Origin of the sequence: Acidovorax radicis N35 (assembly GCF_000204195.1) — a bacterium.
Classification (GTDB): Bacteria; Pseudomonadota; Gammaproteobacteria; order Burkholderiales; family Burkholderiaceae_C; genus Acidovorax; species Acidovorax radicis.
On the sequence record NZ_AFBG01000003.1, the window covers coordinates 81,361 to 105,180 of the forward strand.

The 23,820-nt window shown below is 63.2% G+C and carries 18 protein-coding genes; 14 read left to right on the forward strand and 4 right to left on the reverse strand.

Annotated features, from left to right (window positions below; all coding sequences use genetic code 11):
- The first annotated feature begins 9 nt into the window (after positions 1-9).
- From carB to ARADN35_RS0100405, 3 genes are all read left to right on the forward strand, one after another.
- Positions 10-3,276 carry a carbamoyl-phosphate synthase large subunit gene (gene carB / locus ARADN35_RS0100395; RefSeq protein WP_010457869.1) on the forward strand — a complete coding sequence of 1,089 codons (3,267 nt, stop codon included), beginning with the start codon at positions 10-12 and terminating at the stop codon, positions 3,274-3,276.
- Between the two features lie 181 nt (positions 3,277-3,457).
- On the forward strand, positions 3,458-3,934 hold the full coding sequence (greA, locus tag ARADN35_RS0100400) for a transcription elongation factor GreA (protein ID WP_010457870.1): 477 nt from the start codon (positions 3,458-3,460) through the stop codon (positions 3,932-3,934).
- An 11-nt stretch (positions 3,935-3,945) separates the two neighbouring features.
- Positions 3,946-4,395 carry a DUF4149 domain-containing protein gene (locus ARADN35_RS0100405; protein ID WP_010457871.1) on the forward strand — a complete coding sequence of 150 codons (450 nt, stop codon included), beginning with the start codon at positions 3,946-3,948 and terminating at the stop codon, positions 4,393-4,395.
- A 36-nt stretch (positions 4,396-4,431) separates the two neighbouring features.
- Here ARADN35_RS0100405 and ARADN35_RS0100410 read toward each other — a convergent pair whose 3' ends face one another.
- Positions 4,432-5,208 carry a hypothetical protein gene (locus ARADN35_RS0100410; RefSeq protein ID WP_010457872.1) on the reverse strand — a complete coding sequence of 259 codons (777 nt, stop codon included), beginning with the start codon at positions 5,206-5,208 and terminating at the stop codon, positions 4,432-4,434.
- Positions 5,208-5,681, reverse strand: coding sequence for a YhbY family RNA-binding protein (locus tag ARADN35_RS0100415; RefSeq protein WP_010457873.1), 474 nt, complete (start codon positions 5,679-5,681; stop codon positions 5,208-5,210). Before ARADN35_RS0100415 ends, ARADN35_RS0100410 begins: the two co-directional genes overlap by 1 nt.
- Before the next feature lie 47 nt (positions 5,682-5,728).
- On the opposite strand from ARADN35_RS0100415, the gene ARADN35_RS0100420 reads away from it, so the two are divergent.
- The 6 genes from ARADN35_RS0100420 to ARADN35_RS0100445 all read left to right on the forward strand — a co-directional run bounded on the left by ARADN35_RS0100420 (position 5,729) and on the right by ARADN35_RS0100445 (position 12,582).
- Entirely contained in the window at positions 5,729-6,391 is a 663-nt protein-coding gene (locus ARADN35_RS0100420; RefSeq protein ID WP_010457874.1) for an RlmE family RNA methyltransferase, read from the forward strand.
- A 175-nt stretch (positions 6,392-6,566) separates the two neighbouring features.
- On the forward strand, positions 6,567-8,489 hold the full coding sequence (ftsH, locus tag ARADN35_RS0100425; RefSeq protein ID WP_010457875.1) for an ATP-dependent zinc metalloprotease FtsH: 1,923 nt from the start codon (positions 6,567-6,569) through the stop codon (positions 8,487-8,489).
- A gap of 116 nt (positions 8,490-8,605) precedes the next feature.
- On the forward strand, positions 8,606-9,433 hold the full coding sequence (gene folP / locus ARADN35_RS0100430; RefSeq protein ID WP_010457876.1) for a dihydropteroate synthase: 828 nt from the start codon (positions 8,606-8,608) through the stop codon (positions 9,431-9,433).
- Between the two features lie 105 nt (positions 9,434-9,538).
- On the forward strand, positions 9,539-10,873 hold the full coding sequence (gene glmM, locus ARADN35_RS0100435) for a phosphoglucosamine mutase (RefSeq protein ID WP_010457877.1): 1,335 nt from the start codon (positions 9,539-9,541) through the stop codon (positions 10,871-10,873).
- An 82-nt stretch (positions 10,874-10,955) separates the two neighbouring features.
- A complete protein-coding gene (locus ARADN35_RS0100440; RefSeq protein ID WP_050812408.1) occupies positions 10,956-11,516 on the forward strand; it encodes a GNAT family N-acetyltransferase in 561 nt (186 codons plus the stop codon).
- A 25-nt stretch (positions 11,517-11,541) separates the two neighbouring features.
- The gene (locus tag ARADN35_RS0100445; RefSeq protein ID WP_010457880.1) at positions 11,542-12,582 is read left to right on the forward strand and encodes an amino acid ABC transporter substrate-binding protein; all 1,041 of its coding nucleotides are present in this window, start codon (positions 11,542-11,544) and stop codon (positions 12,580-12,582) included.
- Positions 12,583-12,807: 225 nt separating this feature from the next.
- Here the strand turns inward: ARADN35_RS0100445 and ARADN35_RS0100450 are convergent, their stop codons facing one another.
- Complete coding sequence (locus ARADN35_RS0100450; RefSeq protein ID WP_010457881.1) at positions 12,808-15,033, reverse strand: sensor domain-containing protein; 2,226 nt, start codon at positions 15,031-15,033, stop codon at positions 12,808-12,810.
- Positions 15,034-15,178: 145 nt separating this feature from the next.
- Positions 15,179-18,091: a bifunctional diguanylate cyclase/phosphodiesterase gene (locus tag ARADN35_RS0100455; protein ID WP_010457883.1), complete on the reverse strand. Its 2,913-nt coding sequence runs from the start codon at positions 18,089-18,091 to the stop codon at positions 15,179-15,181.
- A gap of 243 nt (positions 18,092-18,334) precedes the next feature.
- Between ARADN35_RS0100455 and ARADN35_RS0100460 the strand changes: the two genes are divergently transcribed.
- Genes ARADN35_RS0100460 through ARADN35_RS0100480 form a run of 5 tightly spaced genes read left to right on the forward strand, consistent with a single transcriptional unit; the run spans position 18,335 to position 23,794 of the window.
- A complete protein-coding gene (locus ARADN35_RS0100460) occupies positions 18,335-19,171 on the forward strand; it encodes a GNAT family N-acetyltransferase (protein WP_029412751.1) in 837 nt (278 codons plus the stop codon).
- The gene (locus tag ARADN35_RS0100465) at positions 19,171-20,040 is read left to right on the forward strand and encodes a UDP-2,3-diacylglucosamine diphosphatase (RefSeq protein WP_029412754.1); all 870 of its coding nucleotides are present in this window, start codon (positions 19,171-19,173) and stop codon (positions 20,038-20,040) included. Before ARADN35_RS0100460 ends, ARADN35_RS0100465 begins: the two co-directional genes overlap by 1 nt.
- Positions 20,037-21,125: a glycosyltransferase family 4 protein gene (locus tag ARADN35_RS0100470; protein ID WP_010457887.1), complete on the forward strand. Its 1,089-nt coding sequence runs from the start codon at positions 20,037-20,039 to the stop codon at positions 21,123-21,125. Before ARADN35_RS0100465 ends, ARADN35_RS0100470 begins: the two co-directional genes overlap by 4 nt.
- Positions 21,126-21,164: 39 nt before the next feature.
- Complete coding sequence (ppk1, locus tag ARADN35_RS0100475) at positions 21,165-23,333, forward strand: polyphosphate kinase 1 (protein ID WP_029412756.1); 2,169 nt, start codon at positions 21,165-21,167, stop codon at positions 23,331-23,333.
- On the forward strand, positions 23,330-23,794 hold the full coding sequence (locus ARADN35_RS0100480; protein WP_029412758.1) for a SixA phosphatase family protein: 465 nt from the start codon (positions 23,330-23,332) through the stop codon (positions 23,792-23,794). The genes ppk1 and ARADN35_RS0100480 overlap by 4 nt, the downstream gene beginning before the upstream one ends.
- Positions 23,795-23,820: the final 26 nt, after the last annotated feature.

Here is a 23,820-nt window from a genome sequence, read left to right on the forward strand (position 1 = left end):
CGACGCACCATGCCAAAACGCACAGACATCCAAAGCATTCTCATCATCGGCGCTGGCCCGATCATCATCGGCCAGGCCTGCGAATTCGACTACTCCGGCGTACAGGCCTGCAAGGCGCTGCGCGAAGAGGGCTACAAGGTCATCCTGATCAACAGCAACCCCGCGACGATCATGACCGACCCGGCCACGGCCGACGTGACCTACATCGAGCCCATCACCTGGCAGACGGTCGAGAAGATCATCGCCAAGGAACGCCCCGATGCCATCCTGCCCACCATGGGTGGCCAGACCGCGCTCAACTGCGCACTGGACCTGTGGCATAACGGCGTGCTCGACAAGTACAAGGTCGAGCTCATCGGCGCCACGCCCGAGGCCATCGACAAGGCCGAAGACCGCCTGAAGTTCAAGGACGCGATGACCAAGATCGGCCTGGGCTCGGCGCGCTCGGGCATCGCCCACAGCATGGAAGAGGCCTGGGGCGTGCAAAAGCAGGTGGGCTTCCCCACCGTGATCCGCCCCAGCTTCACGCTCGGCGGCACGGGTGGCGGCATCGCCTACAACCCCGAAGAGTTCGAGACCATCTGCAAGCGCGGCCTGGAAGCCTCGCCCACCAACGAGCTGCTGATCGAAGAATCGCTGCTCGGCTGGAAGGAGTACGAGATGGAAGTGGTCCGCGACAAGGCGGACAACTGCATCATCATCTGCTCCATCGAGAACCTGGACCCGATGGGCGTGCACACCGGCGACTCGATCACCGTGGCCCCCGCGCAGACGCTGACCGACAAGGAATACCAGATCATGCGCAACGCCTCGCTGGCGGTGCTGCGCGAGATCGGCGTGGACACGGGCGGCTCCAACGTGCAGTTCTCGATCAATCCCAAGGACGGCCGCATGGTCGTGATCGAGATGAACCCGCGCGTCTCGCGCTCCTCGGCGCTGGCCTCCAAGGCCACGGGTTTCCCGATCGCCAAGGTCGCGGCCAAGCTGGCCGTGGGCTACACGCTCGATGAGCTGCGCAACGAGATCACGGGCGGCATCACGCCCGCATCGTTCGAGCCTTCCATCGACTACGTGGTCACCAAGATCCCGCGTTTCGCGTTCGAGAAATTCCCGACCGCCGACAGCCGCCTGACCACGCAGATGAAGTCCGTGGGCGAGGTCATGGCCATGGGCCGCACCTTCCAGGAATCCTTCCAGAAGGCCCTGCGCGGCCTGGAAGTGGGCGTGGACGGCATGAACGAGAAGACCCAGGACCGCGAAGTGCTCGAAAAGGAACTGGGCGAGCCCGGCCCCGAGCGCATCTGGTACGTGGGCGATGCCTTCGCCATGGGTTTGTCGGTGGACGAAGTGTTCGACCTCACCAAGATCGACAAGTGGTTCCTGGTGCAGATCGAGCAGATCGTGAAGATCGAGCTCGACATCGACAAGCTGGTGGCCGACAAAGGCGAGGGCGCCCTGGCGGCGCTCGACGCGGGCACGCTGTTCACGCTCAAGCAAAAGGGCTTCTCCGACCGCCGCCTGGCCAAGCTGCTCAAGACCACCGAAAAGGCCGTGCGCGAAGCACGCCACGCGCTGAACGTGCGCCCGGTGTACAAGCGCGTCGACACCTGCGCGGCCGAGTTCGCCACCAACACGGCGTACCTGTACTCCACCTACGAAGCCGCCACGCACGGCGGCGTCGCGGAATGCGAGTCGGAGCCCACCAGCAACAAGAAGATCATGGTGCTGGGCGGTGGCCCGAACCGCATCGGTCAGGGCATCGAGTTCGACTACTGCTGCGTGCATGCGGCGCTGGCGATGCGCGAGGACGGCTACGAGACCATCATGGTCAACTGCAACCCCGAGACCGTCTCCACCGACTACGACACCTCCGACCGCCTGTACTTCGAGCCTGTGACGCTCGAGGACGTGCTGGAGATCGTGGACAAGGAAAAGCCGGTCGGCGTGATCGTGCAGTACGGCGGCCAGACGCCTCTGAAGCTGGCCCTGGGCCTGGAAGCCGCTGGCGTGCCCATCATCGGCACCAGCCCCGACATGATCGATGCGGCCGAAGACCGCGAGCGCTTTCAGAAGCTGCTGGGCGAGCTCGGCCTGCGCCAGCCGCCCAACGCGACTGCGCGCACCGAACCCGAGGCCTTGGAAAAGGCCGCCGCCCTGGGCTACCCCCTGGTGGTGCGCCCCAGCTACGTGCTGGGCGGCCGCGCGATGGAGATCGTGCACGAGCAGCGCGACCTGGAGCGCTACATGCGCGAAGCCGTCAAGGTGAGCAACGACTCGCCGGTGCTGCTGGACCGCTTCCTGAGCAACGCCATCGAGTGCGACGTGGACTGCGTGCGCGACTCCGCGGGCGTCACCTTCATCGGCGGCGTGATGGAGCACATCGAGCAGGCCGGCGTGCACAGCGGCGACTCCGCCTGCTCGCTGCCCCCGTACTACCTGTCGCAACCGACCATCGACGAGATCAAGCGCCAGACCGCGGCCATGGCCGAAGGCCTGAGCGTGGTGGGCCTGATGAACGTGCAGTTCGCCATCCAGGAAGTCGACGGCAAGGACGTGATCTACGTGCTCGAAGTGAACCCGCGCGCCTCGCGCACGGTGCCCTTCGTGAGCAAGGCCACCGGCATCCAGCTGGCCAAGGTGGCCGCTCGCTGCATGGCCGGCCAGACGCTGGCCTCGCAAGGCATCACCAAGGAAGTGACGCCGCCTTACTTCAGCGTGAAGGAGGCCGTGTTCCCCTTCGTGAAGTTCCCCGGCGTGGACACCATCCTCGGCCCCGAGATGAAGTCCACCGGCGAAGTCATGGGCGTGGGCAAGACCTTCGGCGAAGCCTTCGTGAAGAGCCAGCTCGGTGCGGGCACCAAGCTGCCCACTTCGGGCAAGGTGTTCCTCACCGTGAAGAACGCCGACAAGCCGCGCGCTGTCGACATCGCACGCCAGCTCGTTGCCCTGGGCTTCGAGCTCGTGGCCACCAAGGGCACGGCCGCTGCGATTGAAGCGGCCGGCGTGCCGGTCAAGGTGGTCAACAAGGTCACCGAAGGCCGCCCGCACATCGTGGACATGATCAAGAACAACGAAATTGTCATGGTCATCAACACCGTGGAAGAGCGCCGCAATGCGATTGCCGATTCGCGTGCCATCCGTACCTCGTCGCTGCTGGCCCGGGTGACCACGTTCACGACCATCTTTGGCGCCGAGGCGGCGGTGGAAGGTATGAAGTACCTGGACAAGCTCGACGTCTATTCGGTGCAGGAGCTGCACGCCCAACTGGCCGCCTGAGCCCCGGCAAAAGCGGCATAATCTTCGCCTGAACAGACACCGCCGCGCGGCAACGTGCGGCGGTTTCCTTTTGTAGACTTGCCATTTGTATCGCCCTGCGCAGCCCGGGCGTGATGTGGTGACTGACCGGTGGAAGTGCTCTTGGCGCTTTCACCGTTTTGACTTTTGGAGACGCAACACGATGGCCACCATTCCGATTACCAAGCGCGGTGCTGAAAAGCTCAAGGAAGAGCTGCACCGCCTCAAGACCGTCGAGCGCCCGGGCGTGATCACGGCTATTGCCGAAGCGCGCGCTCAAGGCGACCTCAGCGAAAACGCCGACTACGACGCTGCCAAGGACCGCCAGGGCTTTATCGAGGGCCGTATTCAGGAGATCGAGGGCAAACTCTCGGTGGCCCAGGTGATTGATCCGAGCGGCGTGGACGGCGGTGGCAAGGTCGTTTTCGGCGCCACGGTCGAACTGGAGGACGAAGAGTCTGGCGATATGGTGAAGTACCAGATCGTGGGCGAAGACGAGGCAGATTTGAAGCTCGGCCTGATCAATATCTCCAGCCCCATTGCCCGGGCACTGATCGGCAAAGAGGAGGGCGACACTGCCGAAGTGCAGGCGCCCGGCGGCGTTCGTCGCTACGAAGTGGTGGCGGTCAGCTACCAGTGAACAGGCGCGGCATGCTCCATCGCCTCCCCGCTTTGGTGGCTGCCCTCTGGTGGGGCAGCCTGACCACCATTGGGTTTCTGGTGGTTCCGATGCTGTTTGCCCACCTTCCGTCGCCCATGGTGGCGGGCAACATGGCGGCCAAGCTGTTCGCGGCGCAGACCTGGGTGGCGGTGGCTTGTTGCCTGGTTTTGCTGCTGGTTTCAAGGCCAAAACAGGCCGTAGCGCAGTATCCATGGGCGCAAGCTGCTATGGTTTTCATACTTGGCGGTCTGCTGCTGGCGCTGCTCACGCAGTTTGGCGTTGCACCGCGCATTGTGGCGCGGCAGGATCTGCGCCTGTGGCACAGCGTGGGGACGGTGATGTATGTGCTTCAGTGGTGCTGCGCATTGGCCGTGCTGTGGCACACGCTGCGCCACGATCTGAAGCCTTCATCTGCCGCCGATGGGCCAGACAGCGCTTGAGTCGTGGCCTGGGCTCTCAGTCCGAGGTAGGGCCGACTATTCGCGCCAATGCTCTGCTACCCAGGTCGCGGGTCGGATGTAGCGAAACCGCCGGTTGCGCCGCCCGGCCAGTGCATCGGGCGGATTGCACTCCCCATGAAAAATCACGATGCGCGCACCGGCTGGCACGAACGGGGCGCGCCAGTAGTTGGTCGGCCAAGTCGGTATGCCGTGGTATTTAAAACTCGGGCACCACGCTTCGGGCCAGTACTGCAACTTGCCTTGCCGATGCAGAAAATCCGAGAGATAAGCCTGTTCGTTGCGGAACTGTTCGCGGATTTCTGCGAAATGCGCGCGAAAGTGCTCCAGCACGTCTGGGTGCGCCCCGAGTTCAAACCGGTAGACCGATGAATTGCCCGTGACGCGCCAGGGGCGCTTGTAGTCGTGGATGATCAGAAACTCGCCCGGCCTGGTAAAGAAATCGTCCAGGCGGCCGGTGATGACCACGTCTACATCCAGGAACAAGGCCGTGCCCCGGAGTCCGTGCAGGTCCTTGCTGAAAGTGACCAGCTTGGTCCAGCCCCGTTCGGGAATGCCCGGCGGCAGATCGAGCGCCGGGATGGGCAGGCATTGCACCTCGCTGCGGATACCGGCGCTGTCATCGGTCAGGCAGACAAAGTGAAAGTCCCCGCTCAGGTGCCGGCGCACCATGGCGTAAAGCCGGTTGACGTATTCGGGGCCGTATTTCGTGCCCCATTTCATGCAGAGGATGTGGCGGGCGGGCGCCGTGCCGGCAGGTGCTGCAAAGGTTGCAGGGACTGCTTCAGGGCTCATCAGTCCGCCTGGCGCTTCTTGATGGATTTTTGTTTGGGCTTGGCGCGCTTGATCTGCCCACCCGAAGTGAGGCGCTGGTTGCCCAGCACGCGCAGTTGCTTGATCTCGGGGCGCTGGCCGCCGCGCTTGCTGTATTTCAGGACCTTGACGTCGCGCGGGCCGGGCATGCGGTCTTCATCGACCGTGCGCTCCTTGACCGGCTGAGGGCGCCAGAGCACCAGCAGCTTGCCGATGTGCTGAATCGGTGCAGCGTTGAGTTCTGCGGTGAGCTGCTGGTACATCAGTTCCCGGGCCACGCGGTCGTCGTTGAAAACACGCACCTTGATCAGCCCGTGGGCATTCAGGGCAGCGTCGATTTCCTTCTGGACGGCAGGCGTCAGGCCATCGCCGCCGATCAGGACGACGGGGTCCAGGTGGTGGGCGTTGGCGCGTTGTTCCCGGCGCTCGGCGGGAGTCAGTTGAATTTGGGGCATGGGCCGTATTATCGGCGGTGCGGATTGTCGAGAGACAATGGAGCTGTATGAAAGTCAAAACCCAAAGCAAGAAGGTCAACAAGGCGTGGTTGAATGACCATGTCAACGACACCTATGTCAAGTTGGCCCACAAAGAGGGTTTTCGGGCCCGCGCAGCCTACAAGCTCAAGGAAATCGACGAACAACTGGGTCTCATCAAGCCTGGGTATACCGTGGTGGACCTGGGCTCCACGCCTGGCGCCTGGAGCCAGTACCTGCGCAGGCGCATGTCGCCGGCTGGGGCTGCAGCGGGCCAGCTCAATGGCACCATCATTGCGCTGGACCTCCTGCCCATGGAACCCATCGAGGGCGTCACCTATATCAACGGAGATTTTCGAGAGGCCGACGTGCTGGGGCGGCTGGAGGCAGCGCTCGACGGCAAGGTGGTGGATGTGGTGGTTTCGGACATGGCCCCCAATCTGTCCGGTATCGAATCGGCCGATGCGGCGCGCATTGCCCACCTGGTCGAGCTGGCCGTGGAGTTTGCTTGCAACCATTTGAAACCGGATGGGGCCCTCGTCGTCAAGCTTTTTCACGGCAGTGGTTACAGTGATCTCGTCACGCTGTTCAAGCAGACCTTCAAAGTGGTCAAACCGTTGAAGCCCAAGGCCTCGCGCGATAAATCGTCCGAGACCTTTTTGGTGGGCATGGGCCTCAAGAAGGCCCCCTGAAGGGGCTTGCCTCAAGTCAAGAATCTGTGAAATCCGACCCCAAAGCCCGTGCTGTTTCCATGGCCGCTAGGGGGAATAGGGATGGCCGGATGGCTTGAAACACCTAAAATGGGCCGCACATGCGTGCCATGACGGCAGTGTGTCCGTTTTCTGTTTTCCGCAACTGGAGCCCCGCTTGAACAATCAGTGGTTTTCAAAAATTGCCGTGTGGCTCGTTATTGCCATGGTGCTGTTCACGGTGTTCAAACAGTTTGACACCCGTTCTGGCGCCAGCGCAGGCCACGTCGGCTACTCGGAATTCCTGGAGGAAGTCCGCAGCAACCGCATCAAGAGCGCGACCATCCAGGAAGGCCAGGGCGGCACCGAGATCGTGGCCGTCACCAATGACGACCGCAAGATCCGCACGACGGCCACCTACCTCGACCGTGGCCTCGTGGGCGACCTCATCAACAACAACGTCAAGTTCGATGTGAAGCCCCGCGAAGAAGGCTCCCTGCTCATGACCCTGCTGGTCAGCTGGGGCCCCATGCTGCTGCTGATCGGCGTGTGGGTGTACTTCATGCGCCAGATGCAGGGCGGCGGCAAGGGCGGTGCCTTCAGCTTCGGCAAGAGCAAGGCACGCATGCTCGACGAGAACAACAACCAGGTCACGTTCGCGGACGTTGCGGGTTGCGACGAGGCCAAGGAAGAAGTCAAGGAAGTTGTGGACTTCCTGAAGGACCCACAGAAGTTCCAGAAGCTGGGTGGCCGCATTCCCCGCGGCCTGCTGCTGGTCGGCCCTCCCGGCACCGGCAAGACCCTGCTGGCCAAGTCCATCGCGGGCGAAGCCAAGGTGCCGTTCTTCAGCATCTCGGGCTCGGACTTCGTGGAAATGTTCGTCGGCGTGGGCGCGGCCCGTGTGCGCGACATGTTCGACAACGCCAAGAAGAACGCCCCTTGCATCATCTTCATCGATGAAATCGATGCCGTGGGCCGCCAGCGTGGCGCGGGCCTGGGCGGTGGCAACGACGAGCGCGAGCAAACCCTGAACCAGATGCTGGTCGAGATGGACGGCTTCGAAACCAACCTGGGCGTGATCGTGGTGGCTGCGACCAACCGCCCCGACATCCTGGACGCTGCGCTGCTGCGACCCGGCCGCTTCGACCGCCAGGTGTATGTGACGCTGCCTGATATCCGTGGCCGCGAGCAGATCCTGAACGTGCACATGCGCAAGATCCCGATCGGGCAGGACGTGGCCCCGAGCATCATCGCCCGCGGTACGCCCGGCATGAGCGGTGCCGACTTGGCCAACCTGTGCAACGAAGCGGCCCTGATGGCTGCGCGCCGCAACGCCCGCACCGTGGAGATGCAGGACTTCGAGAAGGCCAAGGACAAGATCCTGATGGGCCCCGAGCGCAAGAGCATGGTCATGCCCGAGGAGGAGCGCCGCAATACGGCCTACCACGAGTCTGGCCACGCCCTGATCGGCAAGCTGTTGCCCAAGTGCGACCCGGTGCACAAGGTCACCATCATTCCCCGCGGCCGTGCCCTGGGCGTGACGATGAGCCTGCCTGCACAAGACCGCTACAGCTACGACCGCGAGTACATGCTCAACCAGATCAGCATGCTGTTCGGTGGCCGTATTGCCGAAGAAGTGTTCATGAACCAGATGACCACCGGCGCCAGCAACGACTTCGAGCGTGCCACGCACATTGCGCGTGACATGGTCACCCGTTACGGCATGACGGATGCGCTGGGTCCCATGGTCTATGCAGAAAACGAAGGCGAAGTGTTCCTGGGCCGTTCGGTGACCAAGACCACCACCATGAGCGAGCAGACCATGGAAAAGGTGGACATGGAAGTGCGTCGCATCATCGACGAGCAGTACAACCTGGCTCGCCGCCTGATCGAGGAGAACAGCGACAAGATGCACGCCATGGCCAAGGCCTTGCTCGAATGGGAAACCATCGATACCGAGCAGCTGGACGACATCATGGCTGGCAAGGAGCCCCGTCCTCCGAAGGATTGGACCCCACGTACGCCTCCCTCATCGGGCGGTGACAATTCCAGCGGTGGCACGCCCGCGGTGACGACGGACGCCGCGCCATCGGCCGCCTGAGTGCTGGTCGGTCCATTCGTTGAAACGGGGCCTCGTGCCCCGTTTTTCATGGCCGATGTCGTGCTGCTTCCTGATCTTCAAAAGGAAGGTGCCCGTGACCTTTTCTCGATGCTCCCATGATCTGGCAGACCTCCCGTTTCTCCATTGACCTGACAGAGCCCCGTGTGATGGGCATCGTCAATGTCACACCGGACTCGTTCTCCGACGGCGGGCGCCATGGCTCTACTGCAGCGGCCCTGCAGCATTGCGAGCAGTTGTTGCGCGACGGCGCGCACATTCTGGACATTGGCGGGGAATCCACGCGCCCGGGCAGCCCGGCGGTGCCTCTGGACGAAGAGCTGGCGCGTGTGGTGCCGCTGGTGCAGGGCGCGGTGTCCCTGGGCGTGCCCATTTCCATCGACACCTACAAGCCCGAGGTCATGCGCGCGGTGCTGGACCTGGGCGCCGACATCGTCAATGACATCTGGGCGCTGCGCCAGCCGGGGGCAGCGGAGGTGGTGGCATCGCACCCGCAATGCGGGGTCTGTCTCATGCACATGCACCGCGATCCCCAGACCATGCAGGCGGCCCCGATGGAGGGCGATGTGGTGTTGCAGGTGCTATACTTTTTGGAGCGCTCTGCGCTTGATATACAAGCGCGAGGGGTCAAAAAGCCTCGAATTGTGCTGGACCCGGGCATTGGTTTTGGCAAGACGGTGGAGCAGAATTTTGCGCTGCTGGCGCACCAGTCGGCGTTGCGGGCTGCGGGCTATCCTCTTTTGGCAGGCTGGTCCCGCAAGTCATCGCTTGGGGCGGTGACGGGCTTGGCGGTAGAGCAACGCATGGTGCCCAGTGTGGCGGCCGCCGTGCTGGCCGTGGAGCGGGGAGCTTCGGTGGTGCGCGTGCACGATGTCCGCGAAACGGTGGCGGCGCTCGCTGTGTGGCGCGCGATGCAAGCGGCCTGATGGATTCGGTCTTGGGTGGTCTGGGGCGTTGTATGAATGAGCGCATGCCAGGCCCTCTGGCCGTGGATAACAAACAATGAGATTCATACGAGGAGACGCTAGAACATGACGCGCCAATACTTTGGAACCGATGGGATTCGTGGCACCGTCGGGCAGCCACCGATCACCCCGGATTTTGTTCTGCGCCTTGCCCATGCCGTCGGGCGTGTGCTGCGCAGGACCGAGGACCGACCCACCGTGCTGATCGGCAAGGACACCCGCATTTCGGGCTACATGCTGGAAAGTGCGCTGGAGTCAGGCTTCAACTCCGCCGGTGTGGACGTGGTACTGCTGGGCCCCTTGCCCACCCCAGGCGTGGCCTACCTGACCCGTGCGCAACGGGCGAGCCTGGGGGTGGTCATCAGCGCCAGCCACAACGCCTATCCCGACAATGGCATCAAGTTTTTCAGCGCACAGGGCACCAAGCTGCCTGACACCTGGGAGCAGGCCGTAGAGGCCGCTGTGGGCGAGCCCCCCGTGTGGGCCGATTCGGCCAGCCTGGGCAAGGCGCGGCGGCTCGATGATGCCGCTGGCCGCTACATCGAGTTCTGCAAGAGCACCTTCCCGCAGGACCTGACCCTCAAGGGCCTCAAGATCGTTGTCGATGCGGCACACGGTGCGGCCTATCAGGTGGCGCCCAAGGTCTTCCACGAACTGGGTGCCGAGGTGTTGTCGATAGGCTGCTCGCCCGATGGCCTCAACATCAACCACGAGGTAGGGGCCACACACCCTGATGCACTGGTGCGGGCCGTGCGCGCCAACCGCGCCGACTATGGCATTGCGCTCGATGGCGATGCGGACCGCCTTCAGATCGTCGATGCCACGGGGCGCCTGTACAACGGCGACGAGCTTCTGTACCTCATGGCTTCGGACCGCATGGGCCGCGATGAACATGTGCCGGGCGTCGTGGGCACCCTGATGACCAACATGGCCGTGGAGGTGGCGCTTCAGGCCCGGGGTGTGAAGTTTGTGCGTGCGAAGGTGGGCGACCGCTATGTGCTCGAAGAACTGGCACGGCACAAATGGGTGCTGGGCGGCGAGGGTTCGGGCCACCTGCTGGCGCTGGACCGCCACACCACCGGCGACGGCTTGGTGAGCGCACTGCAGGTGCTGCAGGCCTGTGTGCGCAGCGGCCGCACATTGGCGCAGTTGCTGGCCGACATCACGCTTTATCCGCAGGTGCTGCTGAATGTGCGCCTGGCCCCTGGCCAGGACTGGAAAGCCAACCGCTTGCTGGCAGACACCACCCAGGCGGTTGAGCAGGAGCTGGGCGCATCGGGCCGTGTGTTGATCCGCGCGAGCGGCACCGAACCGCTGCTGCGGGTGATGGTGGAAGCGCGCGACGCGCAGCAGGCCAGCACCTGTGCGCAGAAGCTGGCCGACGCGGCCCGTGCCGGCTGATGGCTCCGCAGGCCCTCTCAACCGGTGGGCACGCCGTGCGATCCGCTACGCTGCTGTCTTTACCGCCAGCCCCGAACCATTGATGCCTTCAAACACTGACACACCCTCCGCCATCACCGTCCGCCCCGTGGACTATGGCGACGCCCGGGAAGCCCAGGCGTTGGTTGAGTTGCTCGACGGCTATGCAAGGGACGTGGCCGGTGGCGGCGCTCCGCTCAGTGCCGAGGCCCAGCGCGGCTTGCCCGAGGCGCTGCGCCAGCGGCCGCAGGCTTTCAGCGTGATCGCATGGGCGGCTGACGCCTCGGCGCTGAATGGCGAGGTGCCCGTGGGCCTGATCAATTGCCTGGAGGGTTTTTCGACCTTTGCGTGCCGGCCCCTGGTCAACGTGCATGACGTGGTGGTGGCGCCCGGCTGGCGGGGTCACCGCATTGCCCAGCGCATGCTGCAGTCGGTGGAGGCACTGGCGCGCGAGCGTGGTGCCTGCAAGCTCACGCTGGAAGTGCTTTCAGGCAACCACAGTGCCCTGCGCGCATATGAACGGGAAGGCTTTGCCGCCTACACGCTCGACCCCAGCATGGGGCAAGCCCAGTTCATGCAGAAGATGCTGGATGGGGCAGAGGCTGCGCCACCTGCGGCACTCTGAATCATTTTCCGGGAGACAAGACCGTATGAAGACATTTCTGAGCCAGATCGCCGCGGTGGGCGCCACTGCATTGGCGGGGTTGCTCGCGGCGCCCGCCGCCCATGCGGGCAAGACACTCGATGGCATCAAGGCGCGCGGGCAGGTGGTGTGTGGCGTCAACACCGGGCTGGCCGGGTTTGCGATGGCGGACTCCAGCGGCAAGTGGTCAGGCCTCGATGTCGATGTCTGCAGGGCGCTTGCCGCCGCAGTGCTGGGCGATGGCCAGAAGGTCAAGTATGTGCCGCTGGACGTGCCACAACGCTTCACCGCCTTGCAATCCGGTGAGGTGGATGTGCTGTCGCGCAACACCACGTTCTCGCTGGCACGTGACGCATCGCTGGGCCTGCACCAGACGGCCGTGACCTACTACGACGGCCAGGGCTTCATCGTGCCTGCCAAGAGCAAGATCAAGAACATCCGCCAGCTCAAGGGGCAGACCGTGTGTGTGCAGTCGGGGACCACGACCGAAAAGAACCTGGCTGACTATTCCCGTGCCAACGACCTCGACATCAAGCCCGTGATGTTCGAGAAGGTGGATGCTGCAACGTCCGCCTATCTGGCAGGCCGCTGCACCGCGTTCACCACCGATGCATCGGGTCTGGCATCCCTGCGCAGTGGTGTTCCGCAAGGTGCGGCAACACACACCATCTTGCCGGAACTGATCTCCAAGGAGCCCCTGGGGCCCTTGGTGCGGCGGGGTGACGACGAGTGGTTTGCCGTGGTCAAGTGGGTGATCTACGGCCTCATCGAAGCCGAAGAGCACGGCGTGACGCAGGCCAATGCGGACCAGCTGAAGGCCAGCAGTACCCAGCCGGTGGTGCAGCGCATCGTGGGGACCTCCTCGGAAGACACCGGAAAGCTGCTCGGGCTGGACCGTGATTGGCTGCTGCGCGCTGTCAAGACCACGGGCAACTATGGCGAGATCTTTGAGCGCAATGTCGGTCAGAAGTCGCCTCTGGCGCTGCCACGTGGTCTCAACAATCTGTGGAACAAGCAGGGCCTGATGTACGCCTTCCCGATCCGCTGATCTCGGTGGGTTGGGGTCAACTTGGGCGGTGAGGCGCTGGATGTTCGGTCTTCCGGCGGCTTGAATTTTGTTTGCTATTAAATAAATAGCTTTTAACGCTTGTGTATCAAGCGCCAGAGGCCATTTTTATCTAATTGTTCCACCCGATGCAGTTGCCTGTGGCTCCCGTGGCTCTTGCAGAAGCCATTGGTCTCGGCACGGTCCGGTCCTGTCGGCAAACGTTGTTCAATGCAGTTGCCGCCGCATGAAAACTTCCAGTTCTGGCGCAGACAGCGGCATGCTGAAGTGGTAACCCTGCGCCTCGTCGCAGCCTTGCTCGCGCAGGTAGGCCAATTGGCCTTCGGTCTCCACGCCTTCGGCCGTGGTGCGCATGCCCAGCGCCTGGGCCATGCGGATGATGGCGCTCACGATGGCGCGGTCGTTGCCGTCATCGCCCAGGTCGCGCACGAACGACTGGTCGATCTTGAGCTTGAAAATCTGAAAGCGCTTGAGCTGGCTCAGCGATGAGTAGCCGGTCCCAAAGTCGTCCATCGACATGCGCACGCCGCGCGCGTGCAATTGGTCCATGGTGGCCACCGCGGCATGCGGGTCGTCCACGGCCACGCCTTCGGTCAGTTCGAGTTCCAGGGAGTCGGGCGGCAGATCGAATTCGGCCAGCATGCGGCTCACCAGCTCCGGCAGCTGGGGCTGGCGAAACTGGATGGCAGACAGGTTCACGGCCATTGTCAGTTTGGGAAAACCGCTGGTGCGCCAGGTTTTGAGCTGAGCCAGCGCGGTGCGCAGCACCCATTCCCCAATCTGCAGGATTTGCCCGCTGTCTTCGGCAATGGGAATGAACTCTGCCGGCGACACCCCACCGAGCTGCGGGTGCTGCCAGCGCAGCAGCGCTTCCACGCTGCGTACGGAGCCGTTGGTCAGGCTCATCTGCGGCTGGTAGTGCAGGTGGAACTGGTTGCGCTCCAGCGCACGGCGCAGGGCGTTTTCGAGCTGCAGCGCGCGCACCGACTGCGCCTGCATTTCGGGGGTGAAGAACTTGAAAGTGTTGCGGCCATCCAGCTTGGCGCGGTACATGGCCACATCGGCCGATTGGGTCAGCGTGTCGAAGTCCGCGCCATCTTGCGGGAACAGCGCGATGCCCATGGATGGCGCCATGGTCAGCTCGTGGTGGTCGATCTGGTAGTGCTGGCGCGATGCCTCCTGCAGCTTGCCGGCCACGCGGGCGGCGCCGTGCGCGTTGGCACCGGGCAGCAGCAAAATGAACTCGTCACCGCCCAGGCGCGACACCGTGTCCTTGTCGCGCACCACTGCACGAAGCCTCTTGGCGATCTCCACCAGCAGCGCATCGCCCACGCGGTGGCCCAGGGAGTCGTTCACATGCTTGAAATGGTCCAGGTCCAGGAAGATCAGGGCCAGCGGCGTGTTGCCTTCCTGGGCGACGCGGATGGCCTGCTGTGCCCGTTCGGCCAGCAGCGTGCGGTTGGGCAGGCCTGTCAGGGCGTCGTAGTGGGCCAGCCAGTAGATGCGCTCCTGATCGGCCTTGCGGTCGTTGATCTCACGGTGCAGGTTGTCCACGGTTTCGCGCAGTTCGCGGGTGCGGTCCTGCACTTGCCTTTCCAGGTCTTCGTGGGTGCTGGCAAGCAGGGCCTGCGCCTGCTTGCGCTCCGTGATGTCCATGGTGATCCAGATGGAGCCCTGGGACGGATCGGCAGGGTCGATGGACTTGCTGCGCACCTCGCAGATCACGGGGGTCCCGTCCTTGCGGCACAGCTCCAGCTCGCCTTCGTAGGAGTGGCCTGCGGCCAGCTGCGGATAGCACCGGCGGCCGACTTCTTCCCAGGCGGCATCGCTGGCGTACCACTGGCGCGAGGGGCTGCCTGCCAGTTCTCCCGGCTGGTAGCCCAGCATCTGTTCAAAGTGGTGGTTGCAGCGGGTCAGATGCCTGTCACGCAGGAACGCGATCCCCACCATCGCGCTGTCGAAGAGCAACTGCTTTTCACGCACTGCCGCACCCAGCGCCGCCTGGGCGCGCTTTTGCTCATCGATGTCGTCCAGGATCCAGATGGAGCCTTCTGTCGTGTCCTGTGGGTTGATGAGCCGCCCCGTCAGGCTGCCCCAGAACAAGCTGCCATCGCATCGGCGCAGTTGGCGCTCGACGCGGAATGCCTGGCCCTGGGCCAGCACGGGATAGGCGGTGCGGCCCAGATCGCGAAACGCCTCGCGCGAGGGGTAGAACGCCTCGGTGTTGAGTCCCACCAACCGCTCGGGGCTGGCATAGCCAAAAATCTCGGCGTACCGCTGGTTGCAGCGCACCACACTGCGCTGGCGCAGGAACACAATGCCCACGCCTGCGCTGTCGAGCAGGGTTTGTTGTTCGCGCAGCGCGCGTTGCAGGGGAGTGTCGGTGGCAACTCCAGGACGCTGCAATTCTGGAGTGCTGAACGGCGCAAACATGAGACCGGTACGGGCGTAGGGCCTGGCGGCCTTGGTAATTTGTACCAAAGTGTAGCAGTGCTCCCTTACAGCCGCCGGCGCCCCTCCCGCACCTTCCGCACCGTCGCAGCACCAAGTAAGAACGTGTTCACGATCTTAGCCAGCCTTAGCGTGCCTGCTGTCCGCGCAGGTAGGCCTCGAAGGCGTCGGCCGGCAGTGGGCGGCTAAAGTAAAAGCCCTGGGCTTCATCACAGCCCTGTGCGTGCAGAAACTCGAGCTGTCCGTCGGTTTCCACCCCTTCGGCCGTGGTCTGCATGCCCAGAGCCTGCGCCATGCGGATGATGGCGCTGACGATGGCGCGGTCGTTGGCATCCTCTTCAAGATCGCGTACGAACGATTGATCGATCTTGAGCTTGTAGATCTGAAAGCGCTTGAGATAGCTCAGCGACGAGTACCCGGTGCCAAAGTCATCCATCGACAGGCGCACGCCCCGGTCGTGCAACTGGTCCATCATCGCCAGTGCAGCGGCAGGGTCGTCCACGGCGGCACCTTCGGTCAGCTCCAGCTCCAGCCTGCGGGCAGGCAGGCCGGCCTGTTCCAGGCAGCGGGTCACCATCTCGGGCAGTTGAGGGTGCCTGAATTGCACGGCAGAAACGTTCACGGAGACGGCCCGCAGGGGCAGGTGCAGATCCAGCCAGCGCTTGATGTCGGTCACCGCCGTGTGGATGACCCATTCGCCAATCGCCACGATCATGCCGCTGCTTTCGGCGACGGGGATGAACTCTGCCGGTGACACCAGGCCCAGCTCGGGGTGGCGCCAGCGCAGCAGGGCCTCCGCGCCTACCACCTGGCGCGTGGAGAGCGAGACCTGTGGCTGGTAGTGCAGCTCAAACTGATTGCGCTCCAGTGCACGGCGCAGTGCGTTTTCTATCAGCAAGGCGCGGGCCGTGCGCGCTTCAATATCGGCGGTAAAAAATCCGTACCGGTTGCGCCCGTTTTGTTTGGCGCGGTACATGGCGGCATCCGCCCGTTGGTACAGCGTGTCGAACGATTCGCCATCGGCCGGATACATCGCAATGCCGACCGACAAGGTGGTGGTGAGCTCGTAAGGATCGATCTGAAACGGCTGGGCCACGGCCGCGAGCAACTGCATGGCCATTTCGGCGGCAGCGCTTGCAGTGGTGGATGGGAGCAACAGAAGAAACTCGTCACCGCCCAGGCGCGAGACCGTGTCCTGGGGTCTCAAGAGGGACTGAAGCCTTTGTGCCACCGCCACAAGCAGGATGTCGCCAATTCTGTGGCCCAGTGAGTCATTGACATTCTTGAAGTGGTCCAGGTCTAGAAACAGCATCGCCAGTGTGCCACCCCGTGCCTGCTCATCGGCAATGTGGCGATGGGCGCGTTCTGCCAGCAGCGCGCGGTTGGGCAAGTTCGTGAGCGGGTCGAAGTGCGCCAAGCGTTGAATGCGGTCCTGGGCCTCGCGCTGCTGGGTGATGTCACGGAACAGCGTGATGGAATGGGTGACCACACCATTGCCGTCTCGCACACTGCTGACCGACAGCCACTGGGGGTAAGTGGAAGCGTCTTTGCGGTGTCCCAGGGCTTCGCCTTCCCAGCTTCCGCCCTGCGGCAGCTGTGCATAGACGGTATCCGCATCGAAGTCGTGGCCGGGCCCCGCGACGGTGAGTAGACGCACTGACTGCCCTACCGCTTCGGCTTCTGCATACCCCGTGATCCGCGTGAACGCCCTGTTGATGCGCACGATGGTATGGGCAGCATCGGCGATCACGATGGCTTCACTGCTCTGGTCAAACACCTGCGCGGTGAGTTGCAACTGCTCCTGGGACCGCTTGCGCTCGGTGATGTCGCGCGACAGCACAATGAACCGGGGTTTTGCGTTGGGGGAAGTCGCCTTGCGCGCCGCAGACAACTCAAACCAGGTGGCGCCCAGGCGAGGCAGGTCGAGCATGATCTGCCGTCCGGTGGACCAGCCCTGCGCCTGGGCTTCATTCAGCACGTCCATCACTGACAAGGCCGCCAGCGCAGGCATCACATCGGCCACGTTGCGTCCCACCAGCGTTTCGGCGGGGGCCATGAGCAGCTCCGCGCGCGGGCTGTGCACGCTGCAGTAAAAACCATCCTGGTCGAGCTCGAAAAGCGGATCCGGTATGGCGTCGATGGTGGCGTGCAATTGCTGCTGGGTTGCCTGGATTTCCGAGGTGCGCTGCGCCACCTGGTAGGCCAGGCCGCGCTCATGCTCTTTCAGCTCGAACAGCAGCCGGGCCACGTAGGCCATCATCAAGGCAAACAGCAAGGCGATCGCGCATCGCATGGCCAGCACGCCCGGGTCTCCCCAACCCTTGATGGGGGTCAGGCTCAGCGTCCACTGTCCATTGGGCAAGGTCAGCGACCTGCCCACGGCATCGGGGCCCGGGGGCGGTGCAGACGCTGCAATCGTCTGCTCTTCTTCCGTATCGGGCCGGATGCGCCACAGCCGGTAGTGGTATCCCCGCTGGGTCAGTTGCGGCAGGCGCGCAGCGGCGAGCACCTCGGGCAGGCGGATGGTGACGTAGGTAAAGCCCCAGAAGGTGCGGTGACCCTGGGCATCCTCCAGATAGACCGGCTGGCGCCCCACCACCCCCAGACCGCCTTGCACCAGCTCCATGGGGCCAGCCAGGGTCAGCAGGCCTGACTCCCGTGCCCTGGCGGATTCGCGACCTTGACGCGGGTCATTGAGTTGATCGAAACCGATGGAGTTTTCGTTGCCCTGGCGCGGCACCACGTGCCTTACCACGCCGTTGGGGGACAGGCCCATGGCCGCAATGCCAGGGTAGAACGGCAGCATCTGGGTGCCGATCTCTTCAAACTGCGTCACCTGCCCTTTGCCCTGGCGCACCAAGGCGACCAGGGTGTTGTTGGCGGACAGGGCCAGTTCGATGGCGCGCTGCAAGGCCTGCACATGGTCGCCCGCCATGTCTGTCACCTGCGTGCGCTGCTGTGCCTGTTCCTGGCGCTCCAACGCCCACACCAAAGCGCCTGCACACAGTGCCGCCAGAACAAACACGACCAGCGCGCCCATGGCAGGGCTTCGGGGGCGGGCGGGGAAGGAGGCGTGCACGGTACGAGTTCCTGGACCAATTATGCAGGCCCAACGATTGCCTGCGTAGGTGCCTTCCCAGGGTCCGCATGTCATGACATTGACATGCCATCGACATGGCTGCGTCATGTGCCAATTTCACACTCGCTCCCAGGGGAAAACGGTTCCCAGCCCTTGGTTGGGGCCTCCAGCCGAAACCGTCCTGACGCAAGGAGATGTTGCACCATGAATGAATTGCCCACCTTGACACCGCCCCTGCCAGCCGAAGTTGCTTCTCCGAGGGGACTTCGTGGTGCGGGTACTCTGTCTGGCGCAGCGCGTCTGGTGCCGGAACGTGGCGCCATTCAGGTGGCCTGGGCGCGCCATGAAGACGAAGTGCGCCAGGCGCAGCGGCTGCGGTTCGACGTGTTTGCAGCGGAAATGGGCGCTCGATTGACGACCCCCATCCCGGGCCATGATGTGGACCTCTTCGACGACTACTGCGAACACCTGTTGGTGCGCGATGCCCAGAGCCAGCAAGTCATTGGGACTTACAGGGTGCTCACTCCGGCACAAGCCCGACGCGTTGGTGGTACCTACAGCGATACCGAGTTCGACCTCACGCGGCTGCGTTCGCTGCGTCCCCGCATGGTGGAACTGGGGCGCAGTTGCGTGCACCCCGATCATCGCCACGGTGGCGTGATCATGGCCTTGTGGAGCGCGTTGGCGGATTTCATGGTGCGCAACCAGTTGGACACCATGATCGGCTGCGCGAGCATTCCCATGCTCTACAACGGCGTTGTGAGCGGCGATGCTGCCGCCAGCATCTGGCAGCAGGTGCGCCAGACGCACCTGGCCCCCATCGAATACCACGTGCTCCCCCGGTTGCCCTTGCCCGTGGAGCAGCTTAATGGCTCGATCACGGTAGAGCCCCCGGCGCTCATCAAAGGCTACCTGCGGCTTGGGGCACGCGTGTTGGGCGCTCCGGCCTGGGACCCGGATTTCAACACCGCAGACCTGCCGATGCTGATGCGTCTGGCAGATCTTCATCCCCGCTATCGCAAGCATTTTCTGGGGGCCTGATGCGCACCGCGTTCGATGCCTTGGGTCCCTGGATGGAACCGTCCTTGGGCCCCGAGGACACAGCCGACGACGCGCAGGCATCCGCCGCTGGTCATCGCCGGTACCGCGCGGTCTTTATTTCTGATCTGCATCTGGGTACTCCAGGTTGCCAGGCGGTCGCATTGCTGGACTTTCTCAAGCACCATCCCAGCGATCACCTTTACTTGGTCGGCGACATCGTGGATGGTTGGCAACTGCGCCGCAAGTGGTTCTGGCCACAAGCCCACAACGATGTGGTGCAAAAGCTCCTGCGCCGCGCGCGCAAAGGGTGTCGGGTGGTGTTTGTACCCGGCAACCATGACGAATTCGCCCGTGCGTTCGTAGGCCACTCTTTTGGTGGCATCGAGGTGCGGGCCGATGCGGTTCACACGACGGCCGATGGTCGCAGCCTCTGGGTCACGCACGGAGATCATTTTGATGGGGTCATTCAGTGTGCCAAGTGGCTGGCGTATCTGGGCGACAACCTGTATGAGTTCACCCTCAAACTCAACCGGCACCTCAACACCCTGCGTGCCCGCGTGGGGTTGCCCTACTGGTCCCTGTCGGCGTACCTGAAGGGCAAGGTCAAGAAAGCACTGAACTACGTCACTGATTTTGAAGTGGCCGTGGCAGCCGAAGCGCGCCGCAGGGGACATGATGGCGTGGTGTGTGGCCATATCCACCGTGCTGAGATGCGGGAGATCGGCGGGACCCTGTATTGCAATGACGGCGACTGGGTGGAAAGCCACACCGCCCTGGTCGAGCACATGGACGGCCGACTGGAACTGCTGCAGTGGCCGGCTTCTCCGCTCGCAAATATCCCCCAGGCCGAGGCCGCTGTTGTGTTATGAAAATTGCCTTGTTGACCGATGCCTGGCTTCCCCAGGTGAATGGGGTGGTTACCACCCTGCTGGAACTGGTGCAGGCGCTTGAAACTGCCGGGCACGAGGTGCAAGTGCTGCACCCCGGTCAATTTGCAACCCGTCCCTGCCCTGGCTATCCCGGCATCGACCTGGCCGTGCGGCCGACAAAGCGCGTGGCAGAGGTACTGGACGCCATGCAGCCCGATGCCATCCACCTTGCCACAGAAGGGCCGCTGGGCTGGGCGGGGCGCCGCTACTGCCTGCGCAAGGGCCTGGCGTTCACGTCGGCTTTCCACACACGTTTTCCGGAAATACTGCATGCGGCGCTGCGTGTGCCGCTTGGTTGGGGGTACGCGCTGTTCCGGCATTTCCACCGTCCATCCTCGGGAGTGATGGTGCCCACGCAAGGCGTTCTGCAGATGCTGGAGCGTCGGGGTTTCCGCAATTTGCGCCCGTGGACCCATGGAGTCGACACGCGGGTTTTTCCGTTCCATGGCGCAACCACCCAGAGCCCGCTCATGGGCACTCTGGCGCACCCGGTGTCGCTGTATGTGGGGCGGATTTCGTACGAAAAGAACATCGAAGCTTTCCTCCGGCTCGACATGCCGGGCTCCAAGGTGGTTTGTGGTGTCGGGCCGCTGGAGGCGCGTCTCAAGGCGAAGTACCCGCAGGTTCGTTGGCTGGGCATCCTGGACCGCGCAGCTTTGGCAGAGGTCTATGCGGCCGCTGATGTGTTTGTATTTCCAAGCCGGTCAGAAACGTTCGGTTTGGTCATGCTGGAGGCCATGGCCTGCGGGACGCCTGTGGCAGCGTATCCCGAGGATGGCCCCATGGAAGTGCTGGGAGCGCATTCTGGCCAGGCCCCTAGAGGGGGTGTGCTACAGAATGATCTGCTCCTGGCAAGCCAGCAGGCCTTGGGGATTCCTCGGTCCGAAGCACGCGCGCGGGCACTCGATTTCACCTGGGCTCATGCCGCCCGGCTGTTTGAACAGTACCTGGTCCCCGCCCGTGTGCAGGATGCATCTTGTGTGACTGTCACAAAACCTGTCACATCGTTGTCATCTGGGCGTTAAATACTGCAGGCATCCTGCACTTGCCGCGTTTGCGTACCCATGTTGCCTTTGCCTTTCGATCATGCTGGCACACATGCCACCACCTCCCTGTTGCATGACAGTGGCACGAGTTGTACGTTAGTGCAATCCACCAGCCACCCTCCTCAGATGTTTCTGGACAGAGATCACAGCATCCTGGCTTTCAATGAGCGGGTGTTTGACTGGGCCGTGCGGACGGATGTCCCCTTGCTGGAGCGGCTGCGCTATCTGTGCATCGTGTCTTCCAATCTCGATGAGTTTTTTGAGGTGCGCGCTGCGCCACACATCACCGCTGCGCAGAAGGGCGAGACCAAGGGGCTTTATTCAACGGCGTCCTTCGAAGCCATGGCCGCCAAGGTGCACAGCCTTGTGGAGCGGCAGTACACGCTGTACAACGATTCCTTGGTGCCGGCGTTTGCCGCACACGGGATTCGCATCGTGGGCTACAGCGAGCGTTCTCCCGCGCAAAAGCGGTGGGTCCACGATTATTTTTTGGACGAAGTTCGGCCTTTGCTGATTCCGGTGGGCTTGGATCCGGCACATCCGTTTCCACAGGTAGCCAATAAATCGCTGAATTTCATTGTCCGGTTGAAAGGTCACGACGCCTTTGGCCGCGAGAACGAGATCGCCATCGTCAAGGTGCCCCGGGCCCTGCCAAGACTCATTCGCATGCCTGACCGCGTTGCTCCCGGGGAAGCGCTTTTCGTGAGCCTTTCCAGCATTGTCCGGGCGCATCTGGAGGATTTGTTCCCGGGGCGCGAGGTCACGGAGTTCTCGCAGTTCCGCGTCACGCGCCATTCAGACCTGGCACTGGACGAGGAGGACGTGCGCAATCTGCGGACCGCACTTCGCCAGGGCTTGCAGCACCGGCACTACGGGCAAGCGGTGCGGCTGGAGGTGTCTTCTGGATGTTCGCAGTTTCTGTCGGATTTTCTGTTGGCGCAATTTGCCTTGCCGGCAGCTGCCCTGTTCCGGGTGCAGGGTCCCGTGAATCTGGTGCGACTGACACAACTCGTGGATCTGGTGGATGCCCCGGACCTCCTGTTTGCGCCCTGGAACTCTGCCTGGCCTCGGCAATTGCAGTCCGGCGTGTCCATTCTGGAGCAACTGCGCAAGCACGATGTGCTGATCCATCAGCCGTTCGAAAGTTTTGATGGGTTACTCGCCTTTCTGCGCGAAGCCGTCAATGACCCGGACGTGCTCGTCATCAAGCAGACGATCTACCGAACCGGGGCGGACTCCGAACTCATGGACCTGCTCACCGAGGCGGTGCGTCGCGGCAAGGAGGTCATGGCCGTGGTGGAACTCAAGGCCCGGTTTGATGAAGAGGCCAATATCAACTGGGCCGAGGCCCTGGAGTCCATTGGTGCACAGGTGGTCTACGGTGTGGTGGGGCTCAAGACACACGCCAAAATGCTGCTCGTCACGCGCAGGGAAGGGCGAAAACTGCGGCGCTATGGGCACCTTTCCACCGGCAATTACAACGTGCGTACTGCGCGGCTCTATACCGATCTGAGCTACCTCACGGCCGATGAGGAAACCACTGCTGACATGGATGGGGTGTTCAACCATCTGGCGAGCCAGAACCGTCCGCCCAAGCTGCGCAAGCTGATGCTGGCGCCGTTCCATCTGCACCGGCGCATGCTGGAAAAAATCGAACAAGTGGGGCTGGCGGCCAGTCGGGGAGAGGATGCGCGCATCGTCGCCAAGATGAATGCCCTGACGGACGAGGCCCTGATGCGTGCCCTGATTGCGGCCGGCCAGCGCGGGGCACGCATTGACCTCATCGTGCGCGGAGCCTGCATGTTGGCTGCCCAAGTCCCTGGGGTGACCGACAACATCCGTGTGCGCTCGGTCATTGGCCGGTTTCTGGAACACACGCGCGTTTTCTATTTCCGCAGCGGGAATGAGGAAGACCTGTATCTCTCCAGTGCCGACTGGATGAACCGCAACATGATGCGGCGGGTGGAGCTGGCCTGGCCCGTGACCGACCCTCGCCTGCGCCAGCAGATTGTCGATGAATGCCTGGTCGCCTATCTGCATGATGAACGGGATGCCTGGACCCTGAACGCAGATGGCTCCTACGGCAGGGCTCCTCGTCCCCAGGATGGTTTGGGCGCACAGAACGCTCTGATGGTCCGGTATGGTCCGGCCCCATCGGTGGCGCACGTGGATCAGGGGACGGCATGATGGACCTCATTTTGTGGCGCCATGCGGAGGCGGAAGAGCCTGCAGAGGGGGGTGACGATCTGGCGAGAGCTTTGACGTCGCGTGGGGAGAAGCAGGCTGCACGCATGGCCGCCTGGCTGGACCGGCAATTGCCCGAGGGTTTGCGTGTGCTCGCCAGTCCGTCGCGGCGCACGGAGCAGACCGCAAGCGCTCTGGGGCGAAAATTCAAGATGCGCGCCGAGCTGTTACCTGGTGCGATTCCGCAGGATCTGCTGGATCTTGTGCAATGGCCACGCGCCAAGGGCACGGTGCTGGTGGTGGGCCATCAACCCGTGCTGGGCCAGACCATTGCGCAGTTGATGGGGCTCCAGGCTTCGGAGTGCGCCGTGCGCAAGGGGGCTGTCTGGTGGTTGAGGCAGCGGCAACGGCTGGACCAGAGCCAGACGTTGCTGATCACGGTCCAATCTCCCGAGTTTCTTTGATGCCGGTTGCGCCGAGGGGCCTCACC